The organism is Bordetella genomosp. 10 (assembly GCF_002261225.1).
Taxonomy (GTDB): domain Bacteria; phylum Pseudomonadota; class Gammaproteobacteria; order Burkholderiales; family Burkholderiaceae_B; genus Bordetella_C.
In genome coordinates, this window is the sequence record NZ_NEVM01000001.1 from 1,519,709 (window position 1) to 1,545,670 (window position 25,962).

Genomic DNA, 25,962 nt, shown 5'->3' on the forward strand with positions numbered 1-25,962 from the left:
TATCCCTCCGCGCTCAGCGCTCCAAACCGCCGGCCGCGTCCGCGGACGCGCCGCGGCGCCGTTCGTCGCGCGCCACGTAGAACGCGGCGATGACGACCATCAAGGCCAGCCCATACCAGGTGATGGCGTAGACCAGGTGGCTGTTGTGGAACTGGATCACCGTCAGGCCGCCGACCGGCGCCGCGGGGGCGGCATGGGCGTCCGCGTCGGCGTCGACGAAATAGGGCGCCACCTGGCCGGCAGGCAGGCCGCGCGCGGCGGCGATGGCGGCCACGTCGCGCGAGAACCAGCGATCGGCGGCCGGATCGTTCTTGCGCAGGAAGCCGCCGCCGGTTTCGGTGATGCGCAGCAGGCCGGTGACCGGCGGGGCGGCGGGCGCGGGGCGCGCGGCCTGGCGTTGGTCGGCCGGGATATAGCCGCGGTTGACGAGCACGATGCCGCCGTCGGCCAGGCGCAGCGGCGTCAGCACCCAGTAGCCGCTGCCCAGGTCGGTGACCGCCTGGACCAGGGTGTCCTTGCCGTCCAGCCAGGCGCCGTCCAGGCGCACGCGGCGGTATTCGTCGCCGTCGGCGGAGATGCGGGGCCAGTCGGCGGGACCCGGCGCCGGCGTGGGCGCGGCGTGCACGCGCTGGTCGACGCGCGCGATCAGGTCCAGCTTCCAGGCGCGTCGATGGACTTGCCAGGTGCCGAGGGCGCAGAAGACGGAGAACAGCAGCAGGCCGATCAGGGCCAGGCAAACCAGGCCGGTGGTGCTGCGGCGGGGGCGCGGCGAGGATGCCGGCGAGGAGGAGGAGGGAGAAGCCACGGGATGAGCCAGGGGCGGAGGGCCCATATGAAAAAAGCCCCGCCGGCGAGGCCGGCGGGGCTGACAACGATGCGATCAGGACATGCCTTGCATATCGTGCATGTTCATGTGCGGCATCATGTTGACGTTCATGTGGTACATGACCCACAGGGAACCGGCCAGCGTGATGACCACCAGGACGAGGGTGAACATCAGCGCCAGCATGTTCCAGCCGCCTTCCGAACGCGCGTTCATGTGCAGGAAGTAGATCATGTGCACGACGATCTGGATCGCGCCCAGGCCGAGCAGGATCAGGGCGGTGGTGCTGGAGCTCTGGAAGACCTTGCCCATCACCAGCCAGAACGGAATCGCGGTCAGGATGACGGCCAGGACGAAGCCGGTCATGTAGCCGCCGAAGGTGCTGTGGCTGGCGCCGTCGTCGTGGTCGTCGTGGCCGTGGTCGCCATGGCCGTGGGCGTCGTGCGCGGTAGCGGAATGGTTGCTCATGGCAGCACTCCCATCAGGTAGACAAAGGTGAAGACGCCGATCCAGACGACGTCCAGGAAGTGCCAGAACATCGACAGGCACATCAGGCGACGGCGGTTTTCCGGGATCAGGCCATGCTTGCCGACCTGGATCATCAGCGTGATCAGCCAGACGATGCCGAAGGTCACGTGCAGGCCGTGCGTGGCCACCAGGGTGAAGAAGGACGACAGGAAGGCGCTGCGCTGCGGGCCGTTGCCTTCGTGGATCAGGTGGAGGAATTCATAGAGTTCCAGCCCGATGAAGATGGCGCCCAGGATGCCGGTGATCAGCAGCCAGGCCTGCACGGCGCCGATGCGCTGCTTGCGCATTTCGATCATGGCGAAGCCGTAGGTGATCGAGGACAGCAGCAGCATCGACGTGTTGACGGCCACCAGCGGCAGGTCGAACAGCTCGGCGCCGGTCGGACCGCCGGCGTAGCTGCGGCCCAGCACGCCGTAGCAGGCGAACAGGCAGGCGAAGATGAGGCAATCGCTCATCAGGTACACCCAGAAGCCCAGCAAGGTGCCGTTCTGCGGGTGATGGTCTTCGGTGAGATAGAAGTTCAGCTCGCCCGACGCGGCGCCGGGCTGCTTGATGGCGTGTGAATTAGACATGTTTGGCGAGCAGGCGAGTACGTTCGGCTTCGACTTGGGCCACTTCCTCGGCGGGGATGTGGTAGTCGCGCTTGTAGTTGAAGGTGTGGACGATCGCGCCGATGATCAGGGCGGCGAAGGACACCACGGCCAGGAGCCACATGTGCCAGATCATCGCGAAGCCGAACACGGTGCTCAGGCCGGCCAGGATGATGCCGGCGCCGGTGTTGGCGGGCATGTGGATCGGCAGGAAACCTCCCAGCGGGCGCTTGGAGCCGCGCTGCTTCATCTGCCACCAGGCGTCGCCGTCATGGATCTGCGGGGTGAAGGCGAAGTTGTAGTTGGGCGGGGGCGAGGAGGTCGACCATTCCAGCGTGCGGCCGTTCCAGGGATCGCCCGATTCGTCGCGCAGCTTTTCGCGGTTGCGGAAGCTGACGAAGAGCTGGACCAGGAAGCTGCCGATGCCCAGGGCGATCAGCAAGGCGCCGAAGGCGGCGACCTGGAACCAGATCTGCAGCGAGGGATCGTCGAAGTGGTTCAGGCGGCGCGTCACGCCCATCAGGCCCAGGACGTACAGGGGCATGAAGGCGAAGTAGAAGCCGACGAACCAGAACCAGAACGAACACTTGCCCCAGAACGGATCCAGCTTGAAGCCGAAGGCCTTGGGGAACCAGTAGGTGATGCCGGCCATCATGCCGAACAGCACGCCGCCGATGATCACGTTGTGGAAGTGGGCGATCAGGAACAGGCTGTTGTGCAGCACGAAGTCGGCGGGAGGCACGGCCAGCAGCACGCCGGTCATGCCGCCGATCACGAAGGTGACCATGAAGCCCACGGTCCACAGCATCGGCACTTCAAAGCGGATGCGGCCGCGGTACATCGTGAACAACCAGTTGAAAATCTTCGCCCCCGTCGGGATGGAGATGATCATGGTCGTGATGCCGAAGAAGGAGTTGACGCTGGCGCCCGACCCCATCGTGAAGAAGTGGTGCAGCCAGACCAGGTAGGACAGCACGGTGATCACGACCGTGGCGTACACCATGGAGGTGTAGCCGAACAGGCGCTTGCCGCTGTAGGTCGACACGACTTCGGAGAAGATGCCGAAGGCGGGCAGGACCAGGATGTACACCTCGGGGTGGCCCCAGATCCAGATCAGGTTCACGTACATCATCGGGTTGCCGCCGAGATCGTTCGTGAAGAAGTTGGTGCCGACGTAGCGGTCCAGCGACAGCAGGGCCAGCACGGCGGTCAGCACCGGGAAGGCAGCGACGATCAGGACGTTGGTGCACAGCGAGGTCCAGGTGAAGACGGGCATCTTCATCAGGGACATGCCCGGGGCGCGCATCTTGATGATGGTCACCATCAGGTTGATCCCCGATAACAATGTCCCGACCCCCGCCACCTGCAATGCCCAGATGTAGTAGTCGACCCCCACGTCCGGGCTGGCCTGGATGCCCGACAGCGGCGGCATGGCCAGCCAGCCGGTGCGCGCATATTCGCCGACGAACAGCGAAACCATGGTCAGCGCGGCGCCGCCGGTGGTCATCCAGAAGCTGAAGTTGTTGAGGAAGGGGAAGGCCACGTCGCGCGCGCCGATCTGCAGCGGCACGACGTAGTTCATCAGGCCCGTCACCAGCGGCATGGCCACGAAGAAGATCATGATCACGCCGTGGGCGGTGAAGATCTGGTCGTAGTGGTGCGGTGGCAGGTAGCCGGCGTTGTCGCCGAAGGATATGGCCTGCTGCATGCGCATCATGATGGCGTCGCCGAAGCCGCGCAGCAGCATGACGATGGCCAGGACGATGTACATGATCCCGATTTTCTTGTGGTCGATGCTGGTGAACCATTCGCGCCACAGGTAGCCCCAGACCTTGAAGTAGGTCAGGGCGGCGAGCAGCGCCAGGCCGCCCAGCGCGACAACGGCGAACGTTCCGACCAGGATGGGTTCGTGATAAGGGATCGCGTCGAGCGAAAGTCGACCGAATAACAGTTTGGTTATGTCTAGATGATCAGGCATCGTTGTTCCCATAGCGGCGCGCCGCTAGGCGAAAAATCTGTCGGATGGCCGGGTTACAGCACTTTGTTTTCGAGCACGCCGGCGCCGGTGGGGTTGCTGGCGGTGCAGATGCTGCCCAGATACTGGAGGGCGGACACGTCGTTGTTGGCGACGCTGTAACGCCCCTGCAGGCCGGTGTTGGCCCGTTGATCCATGGCCATCTGGTCCTTCAGGCAGGTCTTGCCGCTTTCCACGCACCGGTTCAGGATGGCGTCGTACAGGTCGGCCGCCACCGTGGCGTAGCGTTGCACCGGCACGCGTTCGCTGGGCTTGTCCAGTTCCAGGTAGGTGGGGCGATCCAGCGTGTTGCCGCCGTCGCGCGCCTGTTGCACCCACTTGTCGAAGTCGCCGGCGGGCATGCCGTAGAACTTGAAGTGCATGCCCGAGAAGCCGGCGCCGCTGAAGTTCGCCGACATGCCGTTATACGTGCCCGCCTTGTTGATCACGGCGTGCAGTTGCGTCTCCATGCCCGGCATCGTGTAGATCATGCCGGCCAGGGCGGGCACGAAGAATGCGTTCATCACCGTCGTCGAGGTCAGCTTGAACTGGATCGGGCGGTCGACCGGCGCGGCCAGTTCGTTGACCGTGGCGATGCCCTGCTCCGGGTAGATGAACAGCCACTTCCAGTCCATCGAGACCACTTCGACCACCAGCGGCTTGACGTTGGTGGGCAGCTCACGGCCTTCGGACAGGCGGTCCAGCGGACGGTAGGGATCCAGGCGGTGGGTGCTCACCCAGGTGATCGCGCCGAGGGCGATGATGATGATCAGCGGGGCCGACCAGACCATCAGTTCGATGCGGGTGGAGTGGTTCCATTCCGGGTCGTAATCCGGGTTATTGGCGGCCGCGCGGTAACGATACGCAAACACCAACGTAAGGATTATTACGGGGATGATGATCACCAACATCAGAATCGTGGATATGATGATCAAGTCGCGCTGCTGTACCGCTATGTCCCCTGACGGAGACAGCAGGACGGCATTACAGCCGCCCAACAGGAGGGTAACGGCAAGGAGGGGGAGCAGGAGTAATCCGCGTGGGGGCTTGTTTGGAGGCATTGCGGTGAGACGAGACAAGGGCGCAAATTATGGAAAATAACGCGAAATGTACGCTCATTGATGCGCTGCGGGAAGTGGACATTTTGTCCAACCGTGGTGCATGGCAGAGAGAGCGGTCCGTTCAAGGGCCGGTGCAGTTTAGCTCGAATCGGGAGGCAGCATGATGTCGACAGGTACGCTGGACTACAACGAAACCACACAGTCCGAATTTCAGAGGGACGCCCAGGCAGACATGGGCGGGTACCAGGGACACTCCGACGTCGCGCCGGGCGAGATCGCCATCGGGGTGATCATCGGACGCGCCTCGGAATACTTCGACTTTTTCGTCTACGGGATCGCTTCGGTCCTGGTCTTTCCCCAGGTGTTTTTCCCCTTCCTGCCGCCATTGGACGGCATGTTGGCGGCTTTTGCGCTGTTCTCCTTCGCTTTCATCGCGCGGCCCTTCGGCACGTCGCTGTTCATGGCGATCCAGCGGCGCTGGGGCCGCAGCGTCAAGCTGACCGCGGCGCTGTTCCTGCTGGGCACCGCGACGGCGGGGATTGCATTTGTCCCTAATTATTCTTCATTGGGGACACATGCCATCGTCCTGCTGGCCATCTTCCGGGTGGTGCAAGGGGTGGCGACCGGCGGCGCCTGGGACGGCCTGCCCTCGCTGCTGGCGCTGAACGCGCCCGAGCACAAGCGGGGCTGGTATTCGATGATCGGGCAGCTTGGCGCGCCCATCGGCTTCCTGCTGGCCGGCGGCCTGTTTCTGTACCTGCACAGCACCCTCTCCGCGGACGACTTCCTCGACTGGGGCTGGCGCTATCCCTTCTACGTCGCCTTCGCCATCAACGTGGTGGCGCTGTTCGCCCGCCTGCGGCTGGTGGTGACCGACGAATATACGCGCCTGCTCGAGGAGGGCGAACTGAAGCCGGTGGGCACGCTGGTCATGTTCAAGGGCCAGGGATACAACATCTTCCTGGGCGCCTTCGCCAGCCTGGCCAGCTATGCGCTCTTCCATCTTGTAACCATCTTTCCGCTTTCCTGGCTGTCCCTGCAATCGACGCAGTCGGTCAATTCCATCCTGACGGCGGAAATCATCGGCGGCTTCCTGGGGATCGTCGGTACCATCATCTCGGGCAAGCTGGCCGATAAGTTGGGGCGGCGCAACACCCTGGGCGGGCTGGCCTGCCTGATCGGCGTCTTCGCCCTGTGCACGCCGTGGCTGCTGGAAGGCGGCCCGAGCAGCCAGGATGCCTTCATCATGATCGGCTTCTTCCTGCTGGGCCTGTCCTACGGCCAGGCGGCCGGGACGGTGACGTCGAACTTCACGCGCCAGTTCCGCTACACCGGCGCGGCGTTGACTTCCGACTTCGCCTGGCTGGTGGGAGCTGCCTTCGCGCCGCTGGTGGCCCTGAGCCTGTCTTCCCATTTCGGGGTGGTGGCGGTCAGCGCCTACCTGCTGTCGGGCGTGGTTTGCACCTTGTTGGCGCTGCGCATCAACCGGGCGTTGGAAACGCGGGAAGATTGACGCGGGCTGTATGAAAAAAAGGCGTCCCGGCTTGGCCGGGGCGCCTTTTTTTGCGCTGCAATAAGAAAGCAGAAAGCCGGACAGCCGCCGGCTCGACCTTGATAAATCGTCTTAATAAATAGAGATGGGATCGAACGCCGGGCGCACCGCGCCCAGCCGTGAGAGGAAGCTTTCCCGGTCCCCGCCGGCGCGCACGCTCAGGGACACGCCGGGCGGCGGGTCCAGGCGGGTCGCGCGGGCGCACAGCCAGCCCGCCATGACGACGGCGAGCACGGCGACGCCGTGGTAAAGAATGATCTGGTACCGGAACCGGGCCTTCGACCAGCGATGCATACCGTCTCCCTTGCCCCGGCCGCGGGCCGGGGGTGCTGTGCGGTGCTGCTCTGCTGCTATATAGAAACGTCTCGGGTCCGCCGTGCTTGCGGCGGACTTCGTTTTTTGAGTGGATGACTTCTATATTTAACCCGAGTCGCGGCCGTTCGTCATCGGGGGCTGCCCGGAGGCGGCCCCTTCTTTCCAGCCCAGGCCCAGGCTCTTCTGCAGGGACACGAAGTCGTCCAGCAGCTCGGCCTGGCCGGCTACCACGTCCTGCTGGGCGGCGAATTCGCTGCGCTGGGTGTCCAGCAGGTCGATCAGGGTGGTCGTGCCGGCGCGGTAGCGCTGGCGGGTCAGGTCGGCGGCGCGCTGGGCCGACACCTCGACCTGGCGCAGCCGGTCCAGGTGCTCGCGCTGGTGGCCGTAGCGCGACAAGGCGCCATTGGCGTCCTGCAGGGCTTGCAGCACCGTGTGCGCGTACTTGGCCTCGGCTTCGTCGCGGGCCGCCTCGGCGGCGTGGATGGCGCCCCGGGTGCGGCCGAAATCCAGCAGGTTCCATTGCAGGTAGGGCACGCCCAGCCAGCTACGGTTGCTTTTGCGCAACAGATGCCCCGGCGTGTCGGCGCTGAAGCCCAGGCTGCCGAACAGCGACACCTTGGGGAAAAGATCGGCGGTCTGCTCGCCGATCTGCGCGTTGGCGGAGGCCAGCCGGCGTTCGGCGGCGCGGATGTCGGGGCGCCGCCGCAGCATGGCGGCGGGATCCTCGACCTCGACGGCGGCGGGCAGGGTGGGCAGGTCGCCGATCGGCGCCAGCGCCTGGTCCAGGTCGCCGGGCTCGCGCCCGGTGAGGACCGCCAGGCGGTCCAGCGATTCACTGATCTGCTCGTCCAGCGGGACCAGCGTGGCGCGGGTGGTCTGGACTTGCGTGGTCAGGCGCTCGACGTCCACGTCGGCGGCGGTGCCGGCCGCGCGGCGCTGCAAGGTCAGGTCCAGCATGCGCTGTTGCAGTTCCGCCGAGGCCTGGGCCAGGCGCAGGCGCTGTTGCTGGTCGCGCAGGCCGATGTAGGCCTGCGCCACTTCCGCCGCCAGCGACACCTGCGTGTCCGCGAGGTCGGCGTCCACCGCCTCGGCCTCGGCGGAGGCGGCTTCGACCGCGCGGCGTTTGCCGCCGAAGAGATCCAGTTCCCACGACGCATCGAAACCCGCCGCGTACAGCGTCAAGGGGCCGCCCGTGGTGAGGCCGCTGTCGGGCGCGCTGGTGCGCACCGCCGCGACCGTGGCGGAACTGGTCGGCATCTGGTTGGCCTGCTGCTGCCGCAGTTGCGCGCGCGATTGCCGCAGGCGCGCCTGGGCCGCGTGCACGTCGGGGTTGTGCGCCAGGGCGGCCTCGATCAAGGTATTCAATTGGGCGTCGCCGAGCGCGCGCCACCATTGCGCGGCCGCTGCGCCGGCGAGGACGCCGGCGCCCGCGTCCGGCTGGCGCACGAAGGTCCGCGCCTGCCGGGCTTCGGGCGCGGCGTCCGGCGCGCCGTGGTAATCGGGGCCGACCGCGCAGCCGGCCAGCAGCAGCGAGAGGAACAGGGAAACGGGCCGCAACGACGGCAAGGGCCGGCGGGCAGGCCCCGGCAAGGGCGCGGCGTGGCGGGAAGACTTCATGGCGTTCATTGCGGATTCAATGTCCGGCGGACGGCACCGGGCCGCGTGGGGTTTTCAGCAGCAGGGCCAGCGGGACGCAGGCCAGCAGGGCCAGGGCGAGCAGATAGAAAGTGTCGGAGTAGGTCATGACCGCGGCCTGCTGCTGGATCTGCGCGGCCAGTTGGCCCAGGGCACGCATTTTCGAATAGGCCATGTCGCCGGTCTGGGCGAACCAGTTCGCGGCGCTGGCGGCGATATGGTCCTGGCCGGCGACGGAGTTGGCCGTTAGCGATTCGCGGATGACGTCGGCGTGGTACTTGTTGCGGCGGTCGATGACCACGCCGATCAGCGCCAGGCCGACCGAGCCGCCCAGGTTGCGCGCCATGTTGTACAGGCCGGCCGCATCGCCGGATTCCTCGCGCGTCACCGCGGCCATCGACGCCTGGTTCAGGGGCATCATGCACAGCATCTGGCCGATGCCGCGCAGGAATTGCGAACCGTAGAAATCATGGCCCACCGCCTGCGCGGTCAGGTCGATGTCCAGCAGGCAACTGCCGACGAACAACAGCAGGCCGAGGATGACCAGCACGCGGAAGTCGGCCTTGCCGAGCAGGCGCGGCAGCAGCGGCATCATCAGGAAGGCCGGGATGCCGGACACCAGCATGACGGCGCCGGATTGCTGGGCGTTGTAGCCGGCGATCAGGCTGAGGAACTGCGGCACCAGGTAGGACACCCCGTACAGGCCCGCGCCCACGGCGAAGACGATCAGGATGACGCTGGCGTAGCGGGGATTGCGCAGCAGGCTCAGCCGCACGATGGGCTTGCGCGCGGTGAATTGCGCCACGCCCAGCACGATGAAGCCGATGAAGGACACGATGCTCAGGGTGGTGATCATGGTCGAGTCGAACCAGCGTTCGCGCTGGCCTTCCTCCAGCACCACGGTCAGCGAGCTCAGCGCCACCGACAGGCCGGCGATGCCCAGCCAGTCCGCCTTGATGAATTCGCCCCAGTGCGCTTTTTCCGACGGCAGGCCCAGCAGCAGCAGGGCCACCAGGCCCACGCAGACCGGCAGGTTGACGAAGAAGCACCAGCTCCAGCTTATGTTCTCGGCCAGCCAGCCGCCCGCCACCGGCCCCAGCAGCGGACCCAGCAGCACGATGAGGCCGAACATGGTCATGCCTATCGGCATCTGCTCGCGCGGCAGGCGCGTGCGGATGATGGTCTGCGCGGTGGGAATCATCGCGCCGCCGACGAAGCCCTGGCCGATGCGGCCGATGATCATCTGCGGCAAGGAACTGGACAGGCCGCACATGGCGGAAAACATGGCGAACAGCACGGCGTTGCCGAGCAGGAAGTTGCGCAGGCCGAAGACGCGCGTCAGCCAGGCCGCCAGCGGGATCATGACGATCTCGGACAGCAGGTAGCCGGTGGAAATCCAGGTGCCTTCCGTGCCGGTGGCGCCGATCGAACCCTGGATCTGCGGCAGCGCGGAATTGGTGATGGAGATGTCCAGCGTGGCCATCAGCGCGCCCAGCGCGCCGCCGGCGACGGCGATCCAATCCGCCGCGGTGGCCCGCGCCGGCGGCGGCGCGGGCTGGGATGCGGGCGCGGACAGGGCGGCGGCGTCAGCCATGGCTGTTTTCCGCCGGGGCGGTGGCGCGATTTTCCTCGCGCACCTTCTGTTCGTCGTCGCGGGCGCCGCGCGTGTCGACTTCCGCCGTCACCGACAGTCCCGGCAGCAGCAGGCTGCGCGTGGCCGGGCCCGTATCGATGCGGATGCGCACCGGCACGCGCTGGACGATCTTGGTGAAGTTGCCGGTCGCGTTCTCCGGCGGCAGCAGGGCGAACTGGGAGCCGGTGCCGGGCGCGAAGCTGTCCACCACGCCATGCAGTTCGGTGCCCGGCAAGGCGTCCACGCGCAGGGTGACCGGCTGGTTGACGCGCATGCGGCCGATCTGGGTTTCCTTGAAGTTGGCCACCAGGTAGACGTTCTGCACCGGCACCACCGTCATGGCGCGCGTGCCGGGCTGGACATACTGGCCGACGCGCACGCTGCGGTCGCCGACGCGGCCGGGCTGGGCCGCCCGCACCACGGTGTCCTGCATGTCCAGGTTGGACTGGCGCATGCTGGCGCGCGCGGCCTCGGCCTGGGCGCGGGCCTGGTCGATGCCGGCGGCGGTGACGGCCAGTTGCGCCTGGGCGGCCGCCACGGCGGCGGTGTTGGCGGCCAGGGTGGCCTGCGCCTGGTCGCGGGTGTTGACCAGGTTGGCCAGGCGCTCGCTGGTTTCGGCGCCGCTGGCGGCCAGGGGGCGGTAACGGCGCACTTCGTCCTCGGCGTGCTGGGCGTTCAGCCGCGCCACGCGCTGCTGGGCCTGGGCCTGTTCGAGGCTGGCCTGCTGCTGCCGCAATTCGGCCTGGGCGCGGGCCAGGTCGGCGTCGCGGGCGGCCAAGGTGGCCTTGGCCTGGTCCAGCGCGGCGCGGTACGTGCCGTCATCCAGGCGCAACAGCGGATCGCCGACTTTCACCGTTTGGTTGTCGGCAACGTAGACTTCAGCAACGTAGCCGCTGATCTTGGGGGCCACCGTCACGGCGTCGGCCTGGAGATAGGCGTCGTCGGTGCTTTCGAAGTAGCGTCCCACCAGCCACCAGTGTCCCAGCCAGGCGGCGCCGGCCAGGACGACCAGTCCGGCGCCCGCCAGCAATACCATGCGCTTGCGGGAGGCGCGGCGCGGTCCGGCGGCCGCGGGCGTGGCGGGAGGCACTGCGGGAGGCGCGCCGGGCAAGGTGTCAGCGTTGGTCGACATGAGGGGCGAATAGACGAAAATTTAACGACCGGAAGATTTTTATCGATCGGAAAAAATTTATCAAGTGTTATATTTTTAGAAGTTGTCTGGTTTGTTACGGTTGCGGGAGAAAACAAAATGATCGATGCCAAACGGCCCCGGCGCCCGGCCGCGGGCGGTTACGCCCGGGGGGATGAAACGCGCTTGCGCATCATCGATGCCGCCATCGAGCGCTTCGGCGAGGCGGGTTTCGACGGCGCCTCCACCCGCGATATCGCCCAGCGCGCGGGCGTCAACGCGCCCGCCTTGCAGTATTACTTCGAGAACAAGGAAGGCCTGTACCGGGCTTGCGCGGAACACATCGCGGACGAGACGCTGGCCTTTTTCGAGCCGGTCTCGACGCATGCGCGCCAGGTGCTGGCGGAGAACGGCGACGCCGAGCGCCTGATCGACGCCTTCATCCGCATCCAGGAAACCATCGCCGACAAGATGTTCACGGTCCGGCGCGACCCGGACCCCCGCATGTTCTTCGCCCGCGAGCAGGCGGGGCACGAGCCCGGCATCGCGTCGGAAGTGCTTCAGTGCCGGCTGCGCAAGCCGCTGAACGACCTCTGTGCAGCCTTGCTGGGGCGGCTCACCGGCTGCCCGCCCAACGATCCGCGGAACCTGGTGCGCATGATGAGCCTGAACGGCCAGTTGCTGGTGTTCCACATCGCCCGCCGGACCACCCTGACCTTGTTCGGCTGGAACGACATCGACGCGGAAAAGGCGGAGCTGATCAAGTCCACCGTGCGCGCCCAGACCCGCCAGTTGCTGGAAAGCTGGCACCGGGAAGCGAACAGGAAGGGCGGGGAAGCGGCTTGATGCCGCTGACGGGGATGGCGTTCATGGCGATGAAGACGGGCCGCAAGCGTTAGCTTATCGATATCTTGTATTTGTTCGCGGGGCACGCGGGCCCGAATAATCGACGCTTGTCGATTGTTTTGCCTGTAGCGGGAAGTTCGCATGCCTGTCGTGAATGTCGGTGACACAACCCTGTACTACGAGGATGCCGGCGACGCCGCGCGCCCGGCGATCCTTGCGCTGGCGCCCGGCGGCCTGGATTCGCAAGCCCGTTTCTGGGGCGTCCGCGCCGACGGCCAGCCGCGCAATTTTCCCGATCCCCGGCCGTTCCTGGCGCGGCATTTCCGGCTGATCACGCTGGATCAGCGCAATGCGGGGAATTCTCACGGTCCCTATGCGCGCCCGCTGACGTGGGACGACTATGCCGCCGATCAACTGGGACTGCTCGACCGCCTGGGCATCGAGCGGTTCCATATTCTCGGCGCGTGCATCGGCGGCCCGTTCGGCTTCAAGCTCATCGAGCGCGCCGGCGACCGCGTGGCGTCCTTCGTCGTGCAGGCGACGTCGGGCCTGGACGACCACAACCGCGCGCACTTCGAACAGTCCTTCCGCGACTGGTCGGCGGGCTTCCGGGCGCGTTGGCCCGACGCCGATCCCGACGTGCTGGCGCGGCAATATCAATTGCTGTTCGGCGGGGACTTCATCTTCTCCGTCGACCGGGACTTCGTGGCGTCGGTGACCACGCCGCTGCTGGTCTTGCGCGGCCACGATACGCCGCATCCCGGCGCGATCTCCGACGAAATCCATGCGCTGGCGCGCGATTCGCGCATCGAGGACGCCTGGGAGGGGGAGGAAAACCGCGCCCGCTATCCGGGCCTGCTGCTGGATTTCTTCCACGCGCATTCGACCTGAGGCGCGCCGCCGTTCACCGGTCCATTCCACCGGTTCATTCCCTTACCCGCCAGGAACCCGCCATGTCTTCCGCCTTCAATCGCCGCCGATTCCTCGGCGCGGCGCTGGCCGCCGCCTTGCCCTCCGGTTTTGCCATGCGTGCAGCGCGCGCCGCGTCCCCGACCCGGCTGATCGTGCCCCTGGCTCCCGGCGGCGCCATGGACCTGCTGGCGCGCAAGCTGGGAGAGGCCCTGGGCGCGGCGCTGCAGGCGCCGTTCGTGATCGAGAACCGTCCCGGCGCGGGCGGGAACATCGCCTTCGACTATGTCGCCAAGGCCGATCCCGACGGCGCCACGCTGCTTTTGTCCGGCAGCGCGCTGGTGGCCAACGTCACGCTGATGCCGGGCGTCGCGCGCTACGATCCGGTCAACAGCTTCAGCCCGGTCGGCATGGTCGCCACCAGTCCGCTGGTCATCGTCGTGGCGGGCAATTCGCCCATCGCATCCTGGGCGGATCTCGTCCGGCAGGCCAAGACGCGGGGCGTGACCGTCGGGACGCCGGGTTTCGGCAACGAGCCTCACGTGGCGATCCTCAAGGTGCGCCGGGCCGAAGGCGGCGACTGGCGCGCCATTCCGTACAAGGGCGCCGGCCCGGCGACAGTGGCGGCGATGGCGGGCGAGACCGATGCCGCCGCGGGCGCCTTGCCGGGCATGCTGCCGCATCTGGCGAGCGGCAAGCTGCGCGCCCTGGCGGTCATCCAGGCCCGGCGTTCGCCGCTGGCGCCGGCCATTCCCAGCCTGGTCGAGGCGGGCACCGTGATTCCGTTCAGTCCTTCCTGGTTCGGCTTGCTGGCGCCGGCCGGCACGCCGGCGCCCGTCCTGGATCGCCTCGGCGGCGGATTGCGCGCGCTCTCGCAACAGGACACGTTCCGGGGCCAGCTCAATACCCTGGGTTTCGAGCTGGCGGACAGCAGCGCGCAGGCGTTCGCGCGGCAATTGCGGTCCGACGGCGCGGCCTTGCCCAAGCTGTTGGCGGGGCTGGATCGCGTGCGCCAGGAATAGCGCCGGGGCGCGGCGCTTCTTTCCTATCTGGCGCCGGCCCCGCGCAGGTGCAGCAGGCCGGCCAGCAGGTCGCCGGCGGCGCGCTCATAGCCTTCCTGGCTGAAATGGACGCCGTCCTTGCGGGCGAGCTTCTGGTTGACCCATTTCCGCATCGAGCATCCGCCGCCCATGGCCTGCTGCCAATCCCAGTAGAGCGTGTGTTTCTCCCGGGCGACCGCGCGCTGCGCCTGCTGGACCAGGTTCAGGGACGGCGCGCGCTGGCCGCAGGCGCCGCCCTTGAAGGAGGACAGCGATTCGGGCGCGCCGATGATGAGGATGGCGCTGCGGGGAAATTTCGCGCGCAGGCGATCGACGGCCGTTTCCAGCGTGCGCTGGAAGTCCTGCGGATCCAGGTTGCCCTGGAAGGCTTCGTTGGTGCCGTAGGCGAGCGCGATCAGGTCGGGCTTGCCCAGGGCCAGGTCGTCCATCCAGCCGGCGCGCCAGCGGTCCCACTGCGCCAGTTCGGAGCCATTGATGCCCACCGCGGAGACGATGGCGCCCGGCCGTTCGGCGGTCATCCACCATCCGCCGATGCGGGTATTCGGGCTGCCCTCGGTGGTCACGATGAAGGGCAGGCGGGCGGTGAACGCGGCGTCGGACCAGGACCCGTCGGCGCGTTTGGCCTTGACGTCCTGGACCTCGCTGTCCGCGTCGATGATGTGCAGCGGCGGATCGCCGGCGGCCTGGCTGATCACCATGACGATGCGTTGCCGCGGGCTGTCATCGGACTTGGTCTTGATGGTCAACTGGCCGCCGACGCCGGTGCCGCGCGCGATCATGCCGCCGAAGGGATAGTCGGCCTCGCCGCCGTTGCGGCTGGTGAGCAGTTCCCAGCCTTCTTCCTCATAGCCGACCCGGGCCAGCCGCTGGCCGCTGGCGTACATCGGCATGGCCCAGCCTATGCCGCCGTCGCCCAGCCGCTGTTGCAGCTCGGTGCGCAGGTAGTCGGTGAAATAGTCTCCCGCCGTGTGGGAGTCGCCGATCTGCACCATGTGGAAACCGTCCTGGCGTCCGGCCGAAGTCGTCAGCAAGGCGGCGATGCGGGCCGCGTTCCTGTCGCCGTAGTCGTACAGCGCATGGGCGCGCGCGGCGGGCGCGAGCAGCCCCGCGCCCAGGACCAAGGCGGCAAGCAGGATGCGAGGGCGGAACGTCGAAAGCATGGGCGACTCACTGTGATGAAACCGGTGGCGGCAGGCGCAGCTTATCCAAAATCTGCCCCGCGAGGTATTTCTGTCCGGCGACGGAGAAATGGATGCCGTCGCCGCTGCGCATTTTCGTGGTCTTGCCGTCGAGCACGATGGAATCGCTGTAGCCGACGTTCTCGCCGGGCAGCAGGTGGCGCGTGTCCACGAACACCGCGCCCTGCTTTTCCACTTCGTCCTGCACGACCTGCATCAGCCACAGCATCTGGCCGTCCAGCCTGGCGGCCTTCATGCCCGGGGCGCCTATCCACAAGGTGCTGACGCCCCGGGCGGCATTGGACTGGACGATGCCGGCGATGCGCTGGCGATAGACCGCTTCCCATTCGGGCGTCTTGAAGCGGAGGAATTTGCCGCCTTTGTTGGCGGGGTCCGGCATGTCCCAGGGATCGTTGGGGCCCAGCATGATGACCAGCAGGCGGATGCCGGGATCCTTGAGCAGGGTGCGGGAGATGGTCTCCGGCCAATTGAAGGCGCTCGGATAGGACAGGCCCGTGCTTTGCTTGCTCAGGTCGACGCCCTCGATGCCGTATTGCGTCTTGAGCGTGCGCAGCAGATGGGGCGCGATGCCTTGCATCAGGGAATCGCCGGCCATGAAGACCTTGCCGGGCGGCGCGATCATGAGGTAATTGGCGCGTCTTTCTTCCTCGGCGCGGCGCCGGGCTTCCTGCGCCAGGGCGCGGCTGCGTTCGTCCTGCGCGGCCTGTTCTTCGCGCAGGCGCGCCTCGTCCGCCCGTTGCCGTGCCTCGGCTTCCTGCTTCTGCCGCGCCAGCAGTTCGGCGGCGGCCCGGCGCTGGTTTTCTTCCTCCGCCCTGGCCTCGCGCTCGCGCCGGTAGAAGTCCTCGGTCAGGACGAAATTCCGGTTGGCGTCGTCGGTCAGGCTGGCGGAGCCGGCATCCAGGGACTTGCCGGTGTCGTCGATCGCCCGGTTGAGGCTGGCCCAGATCCGCTGCCCGGATTTCCAGACCCCGCTTTGTTCGAGGACGGCGAGCGGGTAGTCGCGGTGATAGGTCTGCTGATAGTAGATGCCGATGGGCCCCTGCATCAGCCAGAGGGAGGCCAGCGCCAGGAATACCAGCGAAACCAGGGTCGACAGGGATTGTTTGCGCGGGGATGCCATGACGGATTCAGAAATTGGCATACATGAAACCGGGGATGCCGGACGGCGCCAGCAGCACGATCAGGACGAAGCCGGCGAATATCAGCGCCGGGCGCAGCAGGGCGGGAGACCGCGCCAGGCCGCCGGCGCATTGCTCGGGCAGGCGGCGCAGCCGGGGATACAGCAGCCACAGCACCAGCATGGCCATGAGCACGGGCAGCGTCCACGGGCCGATGCGGATGTCATGGACGTTGTGCAGCAGGGCATGGAATAGCGGCGCGAGTTCGCCGAGATCCTGGATGGGGAACAGGATGAAGCAGAAGCACACGAACTGCACGGTCAGGAAGATCGAGAGCGCGCGCGCCGGCAGGCCGAGGCCGGAGACGAAGTCGCGCTTGCGGCCGCCGCCGCGCCATCCCGGGATGCGCGCGAACAGGTTGTCGCCGATATTCAGCAAGACCAGGCCGAGGCCGTGCAGCAGGCCCCACAGGGCGAATTTCAGGAAAAAGCCGTTCCAGCCGTGCCAGATGCCGGACAGGACCATGGCCGCGAGCAGGTTGAATTGCGTGCGCAGGAAGCCGCCGCGGCTGCCGCCCAGCGGGATGTAGAGATAGTCCCGTATCCAGGTGGAAAGGCTGATGTGCCAGCGGTTCCAGAACTCGCGCAGGTTGTGGGCCAGCAGCGGGGCGCGGAAATTGACCGGCAGGCGCAGGCCCAGCAGCAGTCCCATCCCCACCACCAGGTCGCTATAGCCCGAGAAATCGAAGAACAACTGCAGCGTATAGCCCTGGATCGCGGCGAAGATGTCCAGCGAGTGGTATTGGGAGGGATTGGCGAATACGGGCGCCACCACGTGCGCGGCCAGCCAGCCGGATAGCCACCATTTCTTCGCCAGGCCGACCAGGATCAGGCAGAGCGCGAAGGTCGGCGCGATGATGTGCCGGGGCTCGCGCGTCTTGATCTGGTCCAGCGCGTTGCACGGGGCGTCGTCGTAGCCGGTCAGGAGCCTGGCGTCGGTGGCGCGATGGATGGGGCCGGCCGTGACGGTCAGGAACAGGCCGAAGTGGCCCAGCAGTTCCAGCAGGTCCAGCCGCCGCTCGACCTGGATCTCGCCGCGGTAGCAGCCGACCAGGTAGCTGATGCCCTGGAAGGTGTAGTACGACAGGCCCAGCGGCAGCAGCCATTGGTTTTGCAGGTCGACGTCCAGCCCATGATTGGAGAGCAGTTCGGCCAGGGGCACGCGCCAATGCTCGCCGTATTTCCAGAAAATCAGGTTCAGGGCCGCCAGGGCCACCCCCAGCAGCAGCCAGGCCTTGCGCGCGCCCGGCGCGGGGCTGGCGTGGATGGCCTTGGCCAGCAGGTAGACCAGGACGGTGAAAACGACGACGCAGGCGACCACGCGGCCGGAGCCGTAATACCCCAGCAAGGCCAGGCTGGCCAGCGTCAGGAGCGCGTTCTGGATGTCGGGCCTTGGCCGGAAGAGCCAATACAGGAGGAAAAAAACGGGGAATCCCAAGCCGAATTCGATGGATATCAGGCCCACGAAATATTTCTCTTCTTCATCCTGGTTGTGCTTGTCGCTGTCGCTGTCGCCGGCGCCGTTTTCCGGGCGGCGCGGGATTTTGCCCTGTTTTCATGCCGGGCAGCGGCGCGGCGATTGCCCGCGGGGCAAGGCGCGCGTCCGTAAACCGCGCCCGATCACGGGACGGACGGCAGTCTAGCACCGGAAGGCCCCTGTCCGGTACTGCGGGGGCTTGAGGCGGCGGGGGCGGGGCAGTCCCCGTGGTGGGGAAATTCGATAGGGCGCGCGGCGCCCCCCTCAGTCGCGCGGCGGCTTGGGTTTCGCGCCGCCCAGGCCCAGTTTCTCCATGGCCTCGCTGGCTTCCAGGATCATGGCGGCCACCTCGGCCACGCTGACCCGCAGCTTGGTGGCGCGGGCGCGCATGTGCTCGTAGGACTCGCGCTCGCCCAGGTGCTGGTTGTCCATCAGCACGCGCATGGCCTTCTCGATGACGCGCCTGGACTTGATGGTGCCTTCGAGCTTGGCGATCTTGTTCTGCTGGCGATTCTGGAACTGCTTGGCCGAGCGCGCCAGCACCAGCGTGCTCAGGATCCCGGCCGACCGGAAGGGGCGGGTCAGCACCCCATGGGCATTGGTCTTGAGCAGCAGTTTCAGCGTGGTGGGCGTTTCGTATTCGGACAAGGCGATCAGCGTGGCGTCGACCTCGCTGGCGCACCAGGCCGAACTGTTCTGCAGGATCTGGGACACCTGGAAAAAGACCACGTCGGCGCCGGCGGGCGGATGCCCCGGGAACGGCCAGCACAGATGGATGCGGCAGCCGATGCGCTGCAATTGCTCGACCAGCAGGTCGCGGTCCTCGCCGGGCGGGTACACCACGGCGACGGCCACGCTGCGCAGGTCTTCATAGAGGCGGCGAAGACTGGGATCCATGCTTACCTCAGCCAGAATTCGTCCAGACCGAAGGTGGTCAGGTAGGGATCCGGCTTGACGGGTTCGGCGCTCTGCCAGACCACGTCGAAGCGGCCGTCGGGCCGGCACACGCCGATGCGCGGGGTCAGCACGCAATGGTTGTTCTCGGCCAGGATGGACAGCGGACCCTCGGGCGAATCCAGCGTCACGCCATGCGCCGCCTGCACCAGTTTGCGCGTGTCCAGGCTGCCCACCCGTTGCAGGGCGCGCGCGAACAGGTGCACCTGGTTGTACGAGGCCTCGGCATACACGCTGGCCGGCCGGTCGCCGAACCGCGCGTGCCAGCGCTGGAGGAAATAATCGTTGCGCGGGTTCTGCAGCGTATTGAAGTAGGGCGCCGCCGTGATGTGGCCGGTGCAGACCTCGGCGCCGATTTCGCGGACCTCGGATTCGGTGACGGTCAGGCTGGCGATGGGGATGTTCCGCGCATGCAGGCCGACGTCGTGGAAGCGGCGGTAGAAGCGCAGGGCGTCGCTGCCGATCTGCGTGGAAAACACCACGTCGGGGTCCCTGGCCTGTATATCGCGGATGACCTCGTGGATATCGCTGTCGGCGCAGCCCAGCGGCAGGTAGATTTCATCCAGGATCTCGCCGCCGTGGTCCTCGACGGCCTCGCGCAGGATGCGGTTGGTTTCGCGCGGATAGATATAGTCCGCGCCGACCAGGAAAATCCGCTTGCCGCAATGCTGCATCAGGTAGGCGGCCAGTTGCATGCTGCTTTGGTTGGGCGACGCCCCGGTGTAGATGACGTTGGGGGAATACTCGAACCCTTCATACACCGAGGCGTACCACAGCAGCGCGTTGGTGCGCTCGACCGCCGGCAGCATGGCCTTGCGGCAGTGCGAGGTGCAGGCGCCGAAAATGACGTTGATCTCGTCGTCCAGCAACAGGCGGCCGGCCAGGCGCCGGTATTCGTCGGCGTCGCTGCGCGGGTCGTAGGCTATCGGGTCCAGCGCGCGGCCCAGGACGCCTCCCAGGGCGTTGATTTCCTCTATGGCCAGGACGGTGCCGAAAAAATGCTGCGATTCCGTGATGCCGGACACGCCGGTGCGCGAATACAGCACGCCCACGCGCCAGCCTGAGCTGTGGGGAGCGGTAGGAGTAGAGGACGTCATGATTCATTCCAGGGAAAAACGGGGCGGCGCGCGTGTTTCCGCAGCATACCCCGGCGCCGTGCGCTTGCGCGGGCGCGGTGTGCATCGCTGCATCGCCGCGCGTCACACCTTCAGATGCTCGAAGATGCGCGCCGCCGCGTCCGCTTCGCGCACCTGGCCCTCGTCGACGATGCTGCCCTGCTTCAATATCACGTAGCGGTCGGCCACCTTCAGCGCGAAGGCCACGTTCTGCTCGACGATCAGCATGGTGGTGCCGCGGCGTTCGCGTTCCCACAACAGGGCCTGCGCCAGGGTGTCTATGACCGACGGCTGCAATCCTTCGGTGATTTCGTCCAGCAGCAGCAAGGTCGGCTGCATCATCAGCGCGCGCGCCACCAGCAGCATTTTCTGCTCGCCGCCCGAGAGCGTGCCCGCGTGTTGCCGCAGCCGGGTGCGAAACACGGGAAAGACCGCGGTCACGCCGTCGAACCGTTCGTCGAACTGGCCGTCGCTGGCCAGGCCCAGCCGTAGGTTGTCGCGGATGCTCAGGTCCTGGAACAGCGGCTGCTCCTGCGCGGCATAGGCCACGCCGCAGCGCGCGATCTGGTACGGGGGCAGGCGGGTGGCGTCGCGGCCGCCCAGGCGCACGCTGCCGCGTTTCTTGGGCAGGTAGCCCATGATGGTTTTCAGCAGCGTGCTCTTGCCCATGCCGTTCTTGCCCAGCAGGGCGATGGATTCGCCGGGCCGGATGGACAGGGAAACGTCCTGCAGCACGATGGAGGATTTGTAGCCGCTGGCGACTTTGTCGACGTCCAGGGCGTAGGCGGATGCGGATGCGGTCATGCGTTCATGCTCCCTGCGGACGGATGGATGTCGCTGCCGATGTCGCTGCCGACGCCGGATCGGCGTCCGGCGCGTCGTGCTGCCGGGCCTGGCCTTGCAGGCTGCCGGCGTCCGCGCCCATGGCCGTCTGCGCCGTGCCGGCATAGATGGTGCGCACCAATTCCGATTCCACCACTTCCTTGAAACTGCCCTGCATGACGATGCGGCCCTGGTGCAGCACGACGATGCGCGTGGCGACTTCCTGCACGAAGTCCAGGTCGTGTTCGACCAGCAGGCAGCACAGGCCATAGGTGTGCGCCAGCGACGACAGCACCTCGCCGATCTGCGTGCGTTCGGTCTTGGTCAGGCCCGCGGTGGGCTCGTCCAGCAGGATGACGCGCGGCTCCAGCGCCAGCACCATGGCCAGTTCCAGCGCCTGCTGCTCGCCGTGGGACAGGTTGCGCGTCACGGCGTCCAGCTTGCGGTCCAGGCCCGTGGTGCCCAGCACTTCCAGCGCGTAGTCCGGCAAGGCCAGGTCCGGCGCGCGTTTCAGCCAGGATTGCCTGGCGCGCAGCGTGGAGGCGATGCGCAGGCTTTCCGCCACCGTCAGCGTGTCGAACACGTTGGCGTTCTGGAACTTGCGGCCCAGCCCGAAGCGCACGCAGCGGTCCGGGGCGTGGCGGGCGATGTCGTGGCCGCATAGCTGCACGGCGCCCGCCGAGCGCTCCTGGCCGTCGCTGATGCAGCGCATCAGCGTGGTCTTGCCGGCGCCGTTCGGCCCGATCAGGCCCAGCAGCTCGCCGCCGTCGGCGCGCAGGTCTATGCCCTCCAGCACTTTCAGGCTGCCGAAATGCTTGGCGACGCCCTGCATGGCCAAGGCCGCCGCGGCCTGGGCGCCGGCGCCGGCCGCCACCGGCCGCGAACGCAGGGCCGGGGTGGGCGCCGCCGCCGCGCGCCGGCGCAGGGGCGCCAGCAGCAGGGGCAGCAAGCCGCGTGGCAGCAGCAGGATCACGGCGATGAATGCCACGCCCAGGATCAGTTGCCAGACGAACGGCATGCTGCCGCTCAAGTACGACGCGGCGACGTTGATCGCGATGGTGCCCGCGACCGGCCCCCAGATCGTGCCGCGGCCGCCCAGCGCCACCCAGATGATCAGCTCGGTGCCGAACACGAAGCCGGCCAGCTCGGGCGCGACCACGCCGCTGAACGCGCCGTAGCCGAAGCCCGCCGCGCTGGCCACCACGCCGCACACGACCAGCAGCGCGATGCGGATCCGGGCGGTGTTCATGCCAAGGTAGGCGCAGCGCGATTCGTTGTCGCGCAGCGCCACCAGCAGGCGGCCGCCGTCGCTGCGGACCACCACCCAGGCCAGCAGGGCGACGACGGACAGCGACAACGCCGCGATCACGTACCAGGCCTCCAGCGACAGGTCGAAGGTGTCGTAGCCCGTCAGCCCCGAGGACGAGCCGGTGAACGTGCCGCCGGACAAGGCCAGTTGCGTCAGCACGATGGGCAGCACCAGCGAAATCACCGTGGCGAAGAAGGGCGAGGCGCCGCGGTAGAACGACAGCCATCCGGTAATCGCCGCGATGACGGCCGCCGCGCCCAGGGCGGCCGCGAACGCCAGCCAGGCCATGCCGGGCGAGAAACCCAGGTGCGTGAACACCAGGCCGGCGGCATACGCGCCCACGCCGAAGAACGCCGACTGGCCGAAGGTCAGGTAGCCGGTATAGCCCCACAGCAGGTCGACGGTGACGGCGGCGACCGCGAAGAACAGCGCCTTGATCAGGACGTTCAGCAGATAGGTGTCGAACAGCCAGGGGCCGGCGACGGTCAGGACCAGGCAGATCGCCGCCAGCCAGCCCAGTTCGCCGGCGCGGCGCGCGCGGCGTGTGCGGAGGACCGCCGCATCGGAATGGGCGCGTTCAGTCATGGGCGAATCCTTTGGGTCGTATGCGCAAGGTCAGCGCGGCCAGCACGGCGATGGTGACGCCGCCCAGGATGGGGCTGACGAAGGTGCTGACGGCGACCTGGGCGGCGCCGAACACCACGCAGGTCAGCAGCAGGCTGGCCATGGAATGGCCCGACACCATCACCAGCATGAAGGCGCTGATCAGCCACGGCAGGCCCATGTTCGGATCCACGCTGGACAGCGGCGTGATCAACGCGCCCGCCAGCGCGCCCAGGCCCGCGCCCAGGCTGAAGGTCAGGAAGCGGATGCGTTCGGAATGGATGCCCAGCCCCTTGGCCAGGTCCTCGTTCATGATGACGGCGCGGGTCTTCACGCCGAAGCGCGTGCCGTTCAGCAAGCCCGTCATGAGCAGGCACAGGGCCACCGCGATCGGGATCAGCAGCAGCCGGTAGGCGGAATACTCGGTGCCCAGCACCGACAGCGCGCCCCGCACCGGCGAATCCACGAACTGGACTTCGCGGCCGAAGCCGATGGTGATGACCTGGCCGATGACGATGCCCAGGCCCCAGGTGGCCAGGATGGCGTCCAGCGGACGCTTGTACAGCGGACGCACGATCAGCCACTCGACCAGCATGCCCGTGACCACCCCCACGCCCAGCGCCAGCGGCAGGCCGATCCAGGGGTCCAGGCCCAGGCGCGTCGTCACGAAGCTGGCGTAGCTGCCCAGCGTGATGATGGCGCCGTGGGCGAAATTGACGATCTTCATGACCCCGAAGATCATCATTAAGCCGGCGGTGACGATGTACAGCATCGCCGCGGTGCTGAGAATGTCCAGCAACATACCCATGGTGTTCTCCCGCGCGGCGGTTCCGCGGCGGGGCGGCCGGCGGCGCACGATGCGCCCGGCCGGCCCCGCCCGCGGTATGCCGCGTCCAGTCTGGCGATGCTTACTTCAGGTTCGGGCACTGCGCGCCCGGATCGACCTTGTCGAAGGTTTGCAGGATCTTGATCGACCCGTCGGCCTGCACCTGGCCCAGGCGCATCGACAGCGCGGCGTGGCGCTGCCGGTTCATCTGCACCGGACCGCGCGGGCCGTCGAAGGAGACCTGGCTCAGGGCGTCCACGACCTTCTGGCCGTCCACGCCGCCGGCTTTTTCCACCGCCGCCTTGTAGAGGAAAAAGCCTTCGTATTGCGGCTCGGACAGTTCGTTGGCGGTCTTGGCGTCGTTGCCGAACTTCGCCTTCAGGCCATCCAGGTATTTCTTGTTGGCGGCGTTGTCGATGCCGGTGAGGTAGGAGGCCGACATATACATGCCGGTCGCGGTGTCGCCCATGGTCTTGGCCGTGCCTTCGTCGATGGCCAGGTTGCCGTAGGGCATGGTCAGGCCCGCGGCCTTGATCTGCTTGGCCAGGCTGACGTTCGGGCCGCCGCCGGCGGTGGAGCTGATCAAGGCGTCGGGCTGGGCCGAGCGGATCTTGGAAATCACCGTGGTCCAGTCGTTGCCGTCCATGGGCAGGTATTCCTCGCCCACGACCTTGCCGCCTTGTTTTTCGATGTACTTGCGCGTGAAGTCCAGCATGCCGCGGCCGAAGGCGTAGTCGCTGCCCACCAGGAAGAAGGTCTTGGCTTTCTGTTCCTTCATGAAGTGGTCGACGATGGGCGCGACCTGCTGCTCGGGCACCCAGCCGTTGACGTGCATCCACCGGTTGCACGAACGTCCTTCGTAGAACGACGTGTAGATGTACGGCACCTTGCCGCGGTTCACGATGGGCAGCGCGGCGTTGCGGGCGGCGCTGGTTTCCATGGCGATGATGGCGTCGACCTTTTTCTGGAACACCAGCGTGTCGTAGGCTTTCTGCGCGCCCACGGCGCCCGAGCCGTCGTCGGCGATTTCCAGTTCGACCTTGCGGCCCAGGATGCCGCCGGCGGCGTTGATTTCGTCCACGGCCAGTTGCGAGGATTGCACCACCGCGGGCGCCACCACGCTGTTGGCGCCGGACAGTCCGACCGGCACGCCTATGCGTATGGGGTCGGCGGCTTGGGCGGCGGGCATTATGGCGGCATAGGCCGCGGCGAGGGCGGCGGCCGTGACGCCGGCGCGTAGTAGACGGGATACGGATTTCATGGGGTTTCTCCTTGGGGGGGCCGGCAAGGCGCCTGGTTTTGCGTTGAGGGTGGTCTGGGGACGGCGGGGCTGGAACGTGGTTGTCGTGGGTTGCGCGATTGCGGGTGTGGGTACTGGTGCTGGTGCAGGCGTGGTCAGCGCGCCAGGCGGGGGTAGCCGCTGCCCAGCATGAGGTCGTACACGTCGCCGCGGCGGTCGCGCAGCACGTGGTTGAACGCATTGAGCTGTCGTCCGTGACGGGCTTGTTTCAGGTTCACGGCGGCGATCAGGATTTCTTCCTGGTCGTGGCTGGCGGGACCGGCGACGATCCATCCCTGCGATCCCGCGATCAGGCTGCGGCCCACGAAGGGCTGCCCGCGTTCCACGCCGACGCGATCGGCGCAGGCGATGGTCAGGCCATTGCTGTGCGCTGCCGCGATGGCCAGCGAATGCGCCATGGCCGGGCCGTCCGGCGTCTGCCCGGGCATGGGCACCCAGTTCGTCGGCACGGCCACGATGTCCGCGCCCTGCATGGCCTGAAGGCGGAACACCTCGGGAAACCAGCCGTCGTAGCAGATGGCTACGGCCAGCTTGCCGATCTCGGTGTCGAACACGGGCAGGCCCAGGTTGCCGGCTTCGAAGAACAGGTTCTCGTCGCCCCACAGGTGCAGCTTGCGGTAGGTGCCCAGATAGCCCCGCGGGCCGGCGACGATGGCGGCGTTGTACAGCTTGTCGCCGTCGCGTTCGGTGATGCCGGCCACCAGGAAGATGCCCAGGCGCTGGGCCAGCGCGATCCAGGCCTGCGAGGACGGGCCCGTGGGCACGGGTTCGGCCAGCGCATGGGCTTCGTCGCGGCTGGCGAACATATAGCCGGTGTTGGCCAGCTCGGGCAGCACCACCAGCTTGGCGCCGCGCGCGGCGGCTTCTTCGATCAGCGCCGTCGAACGCGCCAGATTGGCCGCCACGTCGCCCATGACGGGGTGCATCTGCACGCAGGCAATGAGGGTGTCCGGATACGCCGGCATGCCGGCATCATGACCGGCGGAAGGATTGTTCATTCGATCTCCAAAAAACGAAAATGCCCCCACGCTGCGCGACTGACGCCGCTTGCTGCCCCCCGAGGGGGCTGTTTGCCTTGGGGCGG

Annotated in this window: 23 protein-coding genes; 4 read left to right on the forward strand and 19 right to left on the reverse strand. The window is 67.2% G+C overall.

Translation table 11 applies throughout. The annotated features are described in order from the left end of the window. Positions 1–13: 13 nt before the first annotated feature. Genes CAL29_RS06590 through cyoA form a run of 5 tightly spaced genes read right to left on the reverse strand, consistent with a single transcriptional unit; the run spans position 14 to position 5,016 of the window. The gene (locus tag CAL29_RS06590) at positions 14–832 is read right to left on the reverse strand and encodes an SURF1 family protein (RefSeq protein ID WP_094852119.1); all 819 of its coding nucleotides are present in this window, start codon (positions 830–832) and stop codon (positions 14–16) included. Between the two features lie 48 nt (positions 833–880). After that, positions 881–1,291, reverse strand: coding sequence for a cytochrome o ubiquinol oxidase subunit IV (gene cyoD, locus CAL29_RS06595; protein WP_094852120.1), 411 nt, complete (start codon positions 1,289–1,291; stop codon positions 881–883). Continuing rightward, positions 1,288–1,923: a cytochrome o ubiquinol oxidase subunit III gene (gene cyoC, locus CAL29_RS06600; protein ID WP_094852121.1), complete on the reverse strand. Its 636-nt coding sequence runs from the start codon at positions 1,921–1,923 to the stop codon at positions 1,288–1,290. Before cyoC ends, cyoD begins: the two co-directional genes overlap by 4 nt. Further along, positions 1,916–3,919: a cytochrome o ubiquinol oxidase subunit I gene (cyoB, locus tag CAL29_RS06605; protein ID WP_094852122.1), complete on the reverse strand. Its 2,004-nt coding sequence runs from the start codon at positions 3,917–3,919 to the stop codon at positions 1,916–1,918. The genes cyoC and cyoB overlap by 8 nt, the downstream gene beginning before the upstream one ends. 53 nt (positions 3,920–3,972) lie before the next feature. Further along, positions 3,973–5,016: a ubiquinol oxidase subunit II gene (gene cyoA / locus CAL29_RS06610; RefSeq protein WP_094852123.1), complete on the reverse strand. Its 1,044-nt coding sequence runs from the start codon at positions 5,014–5,016 to the stop codon at positions 3,973–3,975. A 232-nt stretch (positions 5,017–5,248) separates the two neighbouring features. On the opposite strand from cyoA, the gene CAL29_RS06615 reads away from it, so the two are divergent. Next, positions 5,249–6,529, forward strand: a complete 1,281-nt coding sequence (locus CAL29_RS06615; protein WP_256977300.1) for an MFS transporter — start codon at positions 5,249–5,251, stop codon at positions 6,527–6,529. 111 nt (positions 6,530–6,640) lie between these two features. Here CAL29_RS06615 and CAL29_RS06620 read toward each other — a convergent pair whose 3' ends face one another. From CAL29_RS06620 to CAL29_RS06635, 4 genes are all read right to left on the reverse strand, one after another. Beyond that, positions 6,641–6,862: a hypothetical protein gene (locus tag CAL29_RS06620; protein WP_094852124.1), complete on the reverse strand. Its 222-nt coding sequence runs from the start codon at positions 6,860–6,862 to the stop codon at positions 6,641–6,643. A 126-nt stretch (positions 6,863–6,988) separates the two neighbouring features. Then, positions 6,989–8,500 carry an efflux transporter outer membrane subunit gene (locus CAL29_RS06625; RefSeq protein ID WP_094852760.1) on the reverse strand — a complete coding sequence of 504 codons (1,512 nt, stop codon included), beginning with the start codon at positions 8,498–8,500 and terminating at the stop codon, positions 6,989–6,991. Positions 8,501–8,516: 16 nt separating this feature from the next. Beyond that, positions 8,517–10,112 (reverse strand): MDR family MFS transporter, encoded by a 1,596-nt coding sequence (locus CAL29_RS06630; protein WP_094852125.1) that lies wholly within the window; start codon positions 10,110–10,112, stop codon positions 8,517–8,519. After that, a complete protein-coding gene (locus CAL29_RS06635; RefSeq protein WP_094852126.1) occupies positions 10,105–11,283 on the reverse strand; it encodes an HlyD family secretion protein in 1,179 nt (392 codons plus the stop codon). The genes CAL29_RS06630 and CAL29_RS06635 overlap by 8 nt, the downstream gene beginning before the upstream one ends. 183 nt (positions 11,284–11,466) lie before the next feature. Between CAL29_RS06635 and CAL29_RS06640 the strand changes: the two genes are divergently transcribed. The 3 genes from CAL29_RS06640 (at position 11,467) to CAL29_RS06650 (ending at position 14,057) form a co-directional block, all read left to right on the forward strand. Next, positions 11,467–12,126 carry a CerR family C-terminal domain-containing protein gene (locus CAL29_RS06640; RefSeq protein WP_256977233.1) on the forward strand — a complete coding sequence of 220 codons (660 nt, stop codon included), beginning with the start codon at positions 11,467–11,469 and terminating at the stop codon, positions 12,124–12,126. 141 nt (positions 12,127–12,267) lie between these two features. Continuing rightward, a complete protein-coding gene (locus CAL29_RS06645) occupies positions 12,268–13,017 on the forward strand; it encodes an alpha/beta fold hydrolase (protein WP_094852128.1) in 750 nt (249 codons plus the stop codon). 62 nt (positions 13,018–13,079) lie between these two features. After that, positions 13,080–14,057 carry a tripartite tricarboxylate transporter substrate binding protein gene (locus tag CAL29_RS06650; protein ID WP_094852129.1) on the forward strand — a complete coding sequence of 326 codons (978 nt, stop codon included), beginning with the start codon at positions 13,080–13,082 and terminating at the stop codon, positions 14,055–14,057. A 23-nt stretch (positions 14,058–14,080) separates the two neighbouring features. On the opposite strand, the gene CAL29_RS06655 is transcribed toward CAL29_RS06650, so the two are convergent. From CAL29_RS06655 to CAL29_RS06700, 10 genes are all read right to left on the reverse strand, one after another. Next, a complete protein-coding gene (locus CAL29_RS06655; RefSeq protein WP_094852130.1) occupies positions 14,081–15,256 on the reverse strand; it encodes an SGNH/GDSL hydrolase family protein in 1,176 nt (391 codons plus the stop codon). 7 nt (positions 15,257–15,263) lie between these two features. Continuing rightward, complete coding sequence (locus CAL29_RS06660; protein ID WP_143277625.1) at positions 15,264–16,415, reverse strand: DUF459 domain-containing protein; 1,152 nt, start codon at positions 16,413–16,415, stop codon at positions 15,264–15,266. Between the two features lie 7 nt (positions 16,416–16,422). Beyond that, entirely contained in the window at positions 16,423–17,937 is a 1,515-nt protein-coding gene (locus CAL29_RS06665; protein WP_094852132.1) for an MBOAT family O-acyltransferase, read from the reverse strand. Positions 17,938–18,213: 276 nt separating this feature from the next. Continuing rightward, on the reverse strand, positions 18,214–18,846 hold the full coding sequence (locus tag CAL29_RS06670) for an ANTAR domain-containing response regulator (protein ID WP_094852133.1): 633 nt from the start codon (positions 18,844–18,846) through the stop codon (positions 18,214–18,216). A 2-nt stretch (positions 18,847–18,848) separates the two neighbouring features. Next, on the reverse strand, positions 18,849–20,000 hold the full coding sequence (locus tag CAL29_RS06675; protein WP_094852134.1) for a transporter substrate-binding domain-containing protein: 1,152 nt from the start codon (positions 19,998–20,000) through the stop codon (positions 18,849–18,851). Positions 20,001–20,102: 102 nt separating this feature from the next. Beyond that, positions 20,103–20,822, reverse strand: a complete 720-nt coding sequence (locus CAL29_RS06680) for a branched-chain amino acid ABC transporter ATP-binding protein (protein ID WP_094852135.1) — start codon at positions 20,820–20,822, stop codon at positions 20,103–20,105. 4 nt (positions 20,823–20,826) lie between these two features. Then, positions 20,827–22,734: an ABC transporter permease subunit gene (locus CAL29_RS06685; protein WP_094852136.1), complete on the reverse strand. Its 1,908-nt coding sequence runs from the start codon at positions 22,732–22,734 to the stop codon at positions 20,827–20,829. After that, positions 22,727–23,560: a branched-chain amino acid ABC transporter permease gene (locus CAL29_RS06690; RefSeq protein WP_094852137.1), complete on the reverse strand. Its 834-nt coding sequence runs from the start codon at positions 23,558–23,560 to the stop codon at positions 22,727–22,729. Before CAL29_RS06690 ends, CAL29_RS06685 begins: the two co-directional genes overlap by 8 nt. A gap of 100 nt (positions 23,561–23,660) precedes the next feature. Further along, positions 23,661–24,839, reverse strand: a complete 1,179-nt coding sequence (locus CAL29_RS06695; protein ID WP_179283933.1) for a substrate-binding protein — start codon at positions 24,837–24,839, stop codon at positions 23,661–23,663. 134 nt (positions 24,840–24,973) lie between these two features. Then, the gene (locus CAL29_RS06700) at positions 24,974–25,876 is read right to left on the reverse strand and encodes a nitrilase family protein (protein WP_256977234.1); all 903 of its coding nucleotides are present in this window, start codon (positions 25,874–25,876) and stop codon (positions 24,974–24,976) included. Positions 25,877–25,962: the final 86 nt, after the last annotated feature.